Annotated in this window: 8 protein-coding genes and 1 pseudogene; 5 read left to right on the forward strand and 4 right to left on the reverse strand. The window is 43.0% G+C overall.

All coding sequences use genetic code 11. The features are described from left to right. Positions 1–271: DUF2499 domain-containing protein (locus tag PN499_RS24795; protein WP_272035559.1), on the reverse strand; the 271-nt coding region annotated here is incomplete at its 3' end. 75 nt (positions 272–346) lie between these two features. Between PN499_RS24795 and csaB the strand changes: the two genes are divergently transcribed. The 3 genes from csaB (at position 347) to trmB (ending at position 2,902) form a co-directional block, all read left to right on the forward strand. Continuing rightward, the gene (gene csaB, locus PN499_RS24800; RefSeq protein ID WP_272035561.1) at positions 347–1,393 is read left to right on the forward strand and encodes a polysaccharide pyruvyl transferase CsaB; all 1,047 of its coding nucleotides are present in this window, start codon (positions 347–349) and stop codon (positions 1,391–1,393) included. Between the two features lie 21 nt (positions 1,394–1,414). After that, positions 1,415–2,167 carry a Uma2 family endonuclease gene (locus PN499_RS24805; protein ID WP_272035563.1) on the forward strand — a complete coding sequence of 251 codons (753 nt, stop codon included), beginning with the start codon at positions 1,415–1,417 and terminating at the stop codon, positions 2,165–2,167. 84 nt (positions 2,168–2,251) lie between these two features. Continuing rightward, positions 2,252–2,902, forward strand: coding sequence for a tRNA (guanosine(46)-N7)-methyltransferase TrmB (gene trmB, locus PN499_RS24810; RefSeq protein WP_272035572.1), 651 nt, complete (start codon positions 2,252–2,254; stop codon positions 2,900–2,902). A gap of 52 nt (positions 2,903–2,954) precedes the next feature. On the opposite strand, the gene PN499_RS24815 is transcribed toward trmB, so the two are convergent. The 3 genes and pseudogenes from PN499_RS24815 to acsF form a co-directional block, all read right to left on the reverse strand. Beyond that, positions 2,955–4,463, reverse strand: coding sequence for a dolichyl-phosphate-mannose--protein mannosyltransferase (locus tag PN499_RS24815; RefSeq protein ID WP_272035565.1), 1,509 nt, complete (start codon positions 4,461–4,463; stop codon positions 2,955–2,957). A 164-nt stretch (positions 4,464–4,627) separates the two neighbouring features. Then, positions 4,628–4,891, reverse strand: a pseudogene (locus PN499_RS24820) (Uma2 family endonuclease); the annotation flags it as partial. Positions 4,892–4,996: 105 nt separating this feature from the next. Beyond that, positions 4,997–6,073: a magnesium-protoporphyrin IX monomethyl ester (oxidative) cyclase gene (gene acsF / locus PN499_RS24825; RefSeq protein WP_272035567.1), complete on the reverse strand. Its 1,077-nt coding sequence runs from the start codon at positions 6,071–6,073 to the stop codon at positions 4,997–4,999. A gap of 511 nt (positions 6,074–6,584) precedes the next feature. On the opposite strand from acsF, the gene PN499_RS24830 reads away from it, so the two are divergent. Next, positions 6,585–7,064, forward strand: coding sequence for an NINE protein (locus PN499_RS24830; RefSeq protein ID WP_272035569.1), 480 nt, complete (start codon positions 6,585–6,587; stop codon positions 7,062–7,064). Positions 7,065–7,128: 64 nt separating this feature from the next. Continuing rightward, positions 7,129–7,302, forward strand: a complete 174-nt coding sequence (gene rpmF / locus PN499_RS24835; RefSeq protein ID WP_019487419.1) for a 50S ribosomal protein L32 — start codon at positions 7,129–7,131, stop codon at positions 7,300–7,302. Positions 7,303–7,418: the final 116 nt, after the last annotated feature.

Raw genomic sequence — 7,418 nt, forward strand, 5'->3', positions numbered from 1 at the left:
ACCAAGCGGCCGCCCACAGGGTAAAATTACCAATCAGGGTCATCGCAGCTTGGACAGTGACAAGCCATTCTAGGGAAGGCAAGTTGTCAAAATAGTGCCACGTACAAGCGCACATCGCACTCACCAGAGCTGGTAACATACCGAAGGATAACGCCCACCAAGCCCGGTTTTGACTGACTTCACCGTAGATCCAGATGAACCAGAGGGCAGCTATCCACTCAATAACGCTAGAGATGTGGATAATCCAGGTAGGGATGGAGAGTGTGTGCATAAAAAAACTTTAGATTTTAGATTTTAAATTTTAGGTTGAATAGAAACTAATTAGTTGAAATATCTTAAATCCAAAATGGGAAAGATACGCGCGGTTTTATGTGGCTACTACGGTAAAGGCAATGGCGGCGATGAGGCACTGTTGGCATCGCTGCTGCAAATGTTACCAGATTATGTAACACCAATTGTGCTTTCTGGCAATCCTGTTGAGACAAATCAACGCTACGGGGTGGAAACGTGCGATCGCATGAATGCCTTTCAAGTTCTCCAAACCTTGCGTACCTCCGAGGCCTTAATTTGGGGCGGCGGTAGTTTAATCCAAGACTCTACTAGCCTAGCCAGCCCTTTTTATTATGGGGGATTGATGGGACTTGCTCAACAACTCGGCTTAAAAACGATCGCCTGGGCTCAAGGTATCGGCCCCTTAAAGCGCCCGATTACCCGCCATCTTGCTAAACGCTGGTTTGGCGGCTGTAACGTTGTCAGCGTGCGCGATAAAGGCTCCGCAGGCTTACTCGTGGATTGGCAAATTCCCTTTACCTTAGCACCCGATCCCGTTTGGGCCTTAGATGCTTTACCAGTAGCAGGGTTGTGGGATTTACCCGCACCCAGAGTTGCTGTCAATTTGCGATCGCACTCCACCCTCACCCCCAGTCGTTTGGCCACATTAACCCGCGCCTTAATCGACTTTCAAAAAGCTACGCAAACCTTTATTTTGCTCCTCCCCTTTCAATCTTCTCAAGACCTACCTCTTGCCGAAATTCTGCACCAAGCTATACCTAATAATAGCAAAATCCTCACCTTAGAAAACCCCAGAGAATTAAAAGGAGTATTTCGCGGAGTAGAAATGGTCATCGGGATGCGCTATCACAGTTTAATTATGGGATTAGCCGAAGAATGTCGCTGTTTTGCCCTCAGTTACGACCCAAAAGTAACGCAATTAATAGATGACTTAGAAATTCCCGGCTACTTATTATCTGAATTGCCCGATAACGCTAACTCGATCGGCAAATCCTGGATCGAAAACTATGCTAACGGCGAGCCACTTTCGCAGAATAAGATAAAATATCTAGTAGATAGATCTCTCATCCATCAAGAAGTATTGCAGTCCGCCCTCAAATAGTATAATCAGAGGTAAAACACCATGCCAGTTAACACAGCAGAACTAAAGATTACCTGGGAAAAATTACCCGATGATTTCATTTTAGATGAGGAGCCAGTGGAAAACATCGACCAGCCCATTCTAGCCGCCGCCTTGCGAGAAAGCTTAGAAATCGCGAGACTAATTGAAGATAGAATATTAGTAGCTTCAAATATGGGAGTTTGCGCTACATTAAACGGCAAACTAGCCATAAAAGCCCCAGATTGGTTTTATGCCCGCAATGTCGAGCCATTTCCTACTCAGGAAGTTCGTCGCAGTTATACCCCAAACCTAGAAGGGGAAATTCCGGCAATCGTGATGGAATTTTTATCAGCAACAGAAAGCGATGAATATTCCAGTAAACAAAGTTATCCACCGGGAAAATGGTTTTTTTACGAGCAAATATTGCGCGTACCATTCTATGCTATATTTGAACCTAGAGAGGGTTTGCTAGAACTATATCAATTAAATTCATCAGGGCGGTATGAACTACAACCACCTGATGTCAATAATCGTCATTGGATTGAAGGAGTAGGATTATTGTTGGGAGTGTGGCAAGGAACAAAGGCAAATCGAACAGGATATTGGTTACGTTGGTGGGATGAAAGCGGAGAGATGTTATTGTGGGGAGCAGAAACGATCGAAAAAGAAAGACAAGAAAAGGAAAGTATACAACAACAAGTACAACAGGAACGACAACGTTCGGAACGATTAGCTGCACAATTGAGAGCAGCCGGAATTGAACCCGAAGTTTAGATTCTAGGAACAGGTAACGCCGCCCTCTGGGAGGCGTTACAAAGCGTGATTTATAAATTTTATAACGATCGGGAGTTATCAAAATTGGCAAGAGTTCGAGTCCGTCAGCACGTCAATCCACTCTGCATTAAATATCAAGTATCCGCAAGTCCTCCAGATTGGACTCAAATTTATCCTAACTTAAATTTGCCCCTACATTTAGATATCGGTTGCGGCAGAGGGCGCTTTTTATGGCAAATGGCACAAATACAAAATGATTGGAACTTTCTAGGGTTAGAAATTCGCGAACCCTTAGTAGAAGAAGCTAATGCTTGGCGGGATGAAAAAGGCTTGCAAAATCTTCACTATTTATTTTGCAATGCCAACAATTCCATCAAGCCAATTTTAGCATCTTTACCGACAGGTGCGTTACAGCGAGTAACAATTCAATTTCCCGATCCCTGGTTCAAACAAAAGCATCTAAAAAGGCGGATGGTACAACCAGAATTAGTGGCAGAATTAGCAACTTATTTATCTGTTAACGGCGAAGTTTTTATCCAATCAGACGTTAAAGAAGTAGCCGCAGAAATGCGCGATAGATTCTCATCTCACCCGGCTTTCCACCGCCAAGGTGACGATAATTGGCTAGCAGAAAACCCCTTACCAATTCCTACGGAACGAGAACTTGCTACCTTAAAACGCGGAGAACCCGTATATCGGGCATTGTTTAAAATCCAGGACTTACCCATGCTTTAGGTAACGTCGCCATCCTGCGATAAAGTCACCGCAAGATGGCGGCGTTACGGTATTAAATCCAAGAAGGAAACCACATCCGAATTCTCCAACCATTAGGCCAACCATCAGGCGATAAAGGCAGTCCTAAATAAACAGGCATCCAGAAAACAAAAGCCAGTAAAATTAGAAAAATTACAGTAACTCCCATTCCCCGGAGATGGCGTTGGGGACTAAAAATCCACCTATCAACCCACCAAGCAAGTGCTAAGGCGGCAAACACAGAACTACCCATATAATGATATAAAAACGTGCAGCGAGTCACCTTTATCCAAGGCAATAAATTAGCAGACCAATTAACGACTAGATAGAAACCTAACCACAATTGTGCAGTCGGCGGAAATTGCACTGGTAAATGTTCCATCACTTCCATTGAGGACACATTCCGCGTTTCCACCCAAACCCAAACTCGATTAGCTAACATCCATAATAACAAAAAAATAGCGACAGTTGACAGCCACCAAAGGGCGGGATTTCCCATCGCATGAACATCAAAAATAGTCTTAGTAAAATCTTCAGGTAAAGAGGGCAAAACAGGATCGATTTCTCCCTTCTTCTCAGCGACTTTATAAAAGTAAACCACAGGTCGAATCATCAAAATCCAACTGTACCACCAAGAACAATAAGGATGAACATCACGGCCACTTTTAATGCTTTCATGATAGGTCAAAATTTCCTTTTGCATATCCCAAAAATTGGGAGTTGGATTAAGTAGCAAGTGAGGAATCCAAAGCAGACTATAAACTGCAACTGGAATAATTGCTAGACTCAATACTACCTGCCCAAAATTTAATTTAGTCAAACTTTGTAAAGGACTTTCCGTAGGATAAAAATTACCTTCATCTCCTCCTACCCTATTCCCCTGAATCAAGCGCATACCCCAAGCAAATATCAACAGTAAATAAGTACCAAATAGAAACCACAAACCGTTCCATTTAATACAAGCAGATGCACCAAAGCCGATACCTGCTAACACTAGCCACAACCATCGCTTACTGCCTTGATTATCTAGTGCTTTCAAGAAAAATAACTGCGCCAACAAACCCAAAATAACTAGATAAATGTTATTGAGTGCATAGCGAGATTCAACCAGAAATAAACCGTCACAAGCTGCAAATAAAGCTGCAATCAACGCATAACTACGACGGCGAGTTAACTGATAAGCTAAAGCGGCTACAACTAGCGGAATAAACGAACCAGTGAAAGCGTTTATCCAGCGATAATCCCAAGGCGAAAGTAAAGAACCTGTCAAACTATTGACCGAATCTTGTCCAAAAGGCAGATGAGAACCTATCCAAATCCCAATGGCAATTATATATTGGCTTAAAGGTGGATGAGCATTGAAAAAAGGAGTTTTTGTTAGATAATCATTTGCAAATTTGGCGTAATAAACCTCATCGAAAACTAAAGCATTAAAGCGGTCAAGTCCCCAAAATCTCAATGCAACTGACAGGAGAAATACGCCAAATATTCCGATGTTAAACCAGGGAATTGATTTGTTAGATATTTGTTTAGTTAAAATCATAAAAAATCCTGATATTATTTGTGTGTATCTGCGGTCAAAGCTGTTAAAAAGTACCTGCTAATTACCCTTCACTGCTGACATTAAAATTAACACCGCGATAAATCTCACTCAATTGGATTAGTTACTGTAGTCGTACCACTTGCCTCATAAATGGGTTCTCCCTAAATTACCATAACATCGGGATAGGTGTAGAGGCGATAACGGGGTATCCCCAATAGCACATCATTAATAAACATCTCATAATTTTGCCCTCTGAAAGCTACTTTAAAGTTGACACAAAAATTGAGAGCAATTTTGTTATGATTAGTAGTCCCACCTGTCATGGGTACTATTTCTCCATCTCGGTATTCACTTTTAGACTCAGCAGCTTCTTCCAGTTCCAGATATTCTTCAGGAGTGTAGTAGCGTTTTTGTGTGAGTGTTTGCATAATATCCTCAGCGCGATCGCGCCTCAAAATTAACTTAACATTATACTAAAAAAGCGGCTCTGCATCTCGCAGAACCGCAACCAACAGAGGAGCAAAAATGAATACTTAACGAGCTAGACCTTGCACAGAAGTCATATCGATCGGCTTCATCAAGTATAGCTTTAACAAATTCCAGCCAGTCGAAACGTAGACTGGTAGCTTTTGGAAGAATTGCAAGACTTTCGGAGTATTGGCAGATGCGATCGCACTCAGTTTCTCATTATTCTGCACGCAAACATCCAAACGTTGATAAAATTCAGGATTATTCACATCCAGAATCACGGGGAACACCCGTCCCGCCGTATCATTCGTCTTCTCAATCACCTCAATGTCATAATCGCGAGCATTCAAACCAATCGCAGCATAGAACTCACCGCGCTGGATATCATTCAAATACATCGTCGCAAACACTGAAAGTAAGAAGAAGCGACACCACAGTTTTGCCTTCCAATCATTCAAAAACTGCGGCTGAGCCTTCATAATCGCATCAAAGAAATCTCCGTGCCGATTTTCATCCTGACACCAATTTTCAAAGAAGCGGAAAATTGGATAAATCCGATCTTCGGGGTGCGCTTCCAAATGGCGGTAAATAGTAATGTAGCGCCAGTAACCAATCTTTTCCGAAAGATAAGTAGCGTAGAAAATAAACTTCGGTTTAAAGAAAGTATATTTCCGGCTCTTAGTTAGAAAACCCAAATCCAGCGACAAATTAAAATCTGACAGCGCCTTATTCAGAAATCCCGCGTGCCGAGCCTCATCCCGCGACATCAACAAAAAGCACTCAGCCAGCAGCGGACTTTTATCCTTCAGCTTGCGTGCCAATTCCTTGTAGAGCAAGAAGCCAGAAAACTCGGCCGTGCAAGAGCGCTCTAGAAACTCCACAAACACTCGGCGCTTGTCACCATCAATGTGATCCCAAGACTGCTCGAACTCAGTATCCCGCACAAAATGGTGTCGGTTGTAGTCAGCGCGGAACTCTTCAAGAATCGCTCTAAGCTCATCTTCATTAGGTGAGATGTCCATCGTGGTCATCTCGTCAAAGTCAGTTGTATAAAATCGAGGCGTGAGGATAGTTTCCTTAGCTGGAACTTTAATCCCCGGCCGCAGTTCTTCAAAAGTTGGTTTCTTGAGGGAATCTACCATAGGTTTTTTGTATCTGTTATTTTGACACTAACCGACTGGGTTGTTACGCAGGAGCAAACTCTAGGCGAAGGTGCCAAATGTGTAGAGGCACTTGTAGCGCAAAGGCAAGCTTACCTTTAGGGGCAGCAGCGATGCAAGGAAAGTGCATGGAATGCAAACTCAAAACTGCTGTTTTTTCCACGTCCTCCAGTCTACCAACGTCTCAGCGAGTAAAAACGTCAGCTTGCGTTAAGAATTGCTAAAAAGTCTCAACTGAGGAGGCCGAGATAGGGCAACCCCCTGAAAAGGAGGCTCTGAAAGTTCCTGCCGATTTCAGGGGCGTAGAGGAGATTGAGGTTTCAAACATAATAGATCGTAAATCCAAATAATTTCAAAATCTTCAGTCAATCCCTGCTGAAGTTATGCAAATCGGTAGCTGTGCAAACAGGGTACGGAAAGTACAGAATATATTTAGGGGTGGGTAAGGTATTTAGGGGTGGGAGTGTCAAAAACTTAAAGATTACGGGGCATTATGAAAAATTTAGGCGTAAGTTACCTTTTCTGGGCCGGCTGGTTAATCGGTCTGAGCGGACTCCACCGCCTATATAATGGCAAAATTGGTACAGGTCTGCTGTGGCTATTCACGGGAGGACTACTAGGTATCGGTCAAATACTTGATTTGCTACTGATTCCCAGTATGGTAGATGAACAAAACGCCAATATCAGAGCAAAACTGGGCGTATCTGCCACAGGCGTACCCATATATCATCAACCAAACGCTGCGATCGCGCAGGTACTTGTCAAGCAAACTCCTGAGCAGTTAATGGTCAAACTCCTTAAAGCTGCTTATGCCAAAGGAGGAAAGTTATCTGTCACCCAAGGTGTGATGGCAACTGGCGCTAGCTTTGCCGAAGTAGAAGCTACACTCACAGAATTACTCAAAACTGGTTACGTCAGCGTCGATAATGACCCAGCCACAGGCATTGTCATTTATGACTTCCACGAACTTTAGGAGTAACTACCAAAATTAAGATAAGATGGTTGTTTGTCTATAAAAGCAAAAACTATTTACTGTCATGGCTGTTCCTAAGAAGAAAACCTCGAAATCCAAGCGGAATATGCGTAAGGCCACTTGGAAGCACAAAGCAACGGTAGCTGCTCAAAAAGCTCTCTCTCTTGGCAAATCTGTTTTGACTGGGCGTTCCCATAGCTTTGTCTACCCCAGTAATGAAGAAGAGGAAGAAGAATAGAAAAAGGAATCAAGGAATTTGTAGAGGTGGGATTAATCTTGCCTCTATAATATTTTTAATACCATCATCTGTTAAGATTTACGCACGCTTGACGTAACGCCGCCATCCTGGCGGTA

This window comes from Kamptonema animale CS-326 (assembly GCF_028330895.1).
In the GTDB taxonomy this organism is placed as follows: domain Bacteria; phylum Cyanobacteriota; class Cyanobacteriia; order Cyanobacteriales; family Microcoleaceae; genus Kamptonema; species Kamptonema formosum.

Excerpts from the sequence above, each read along its gene's own strand:
- csaB (WP_272035561.1), top strand. The coding sequence starts at position 347 with ATGGGAAAGATACGCGCGGTTTTATGTGGCTACTACGGTAAAGGCAAT.
- acsF (WP_272035567.1), bottom strand. The coding sequence starts at position 6,073 with ATGGTAGATTCCCTCAAGAAACCAACTTTTGAAGAACTGCGGCCGGGG.
- PN499_RS24815 (WP_272035565.1), bottom strand. The coding sequence starts at position 4,463 with ATGATTTTAACTAAACAAATATCTAACAAATCAATTCCCTGGTTTAAC.
- PN499_RS24805 (WP_272035563.1), top strand. The coding sequence starts at position 1,415 with ATGCCAGTTAACACAGCAGAACTAAAGATTACCTGGGAAAAATTACCC.
- PN499_RS24830 (WP_272035569.1), top strand. The coding sequence starts at position 6,585 with ATGAAAAATTTAGGCGTAAGTTACCTTTTCTGGGCCGGCTGGTTAATC.
- rpmF (WP_019487419.1), top strand. The coding sequence starts at position 7,129 with ATGGCTGTTCCTAAGAAGAAAACCTCGAAATCCAAGCGGAATATGCGT.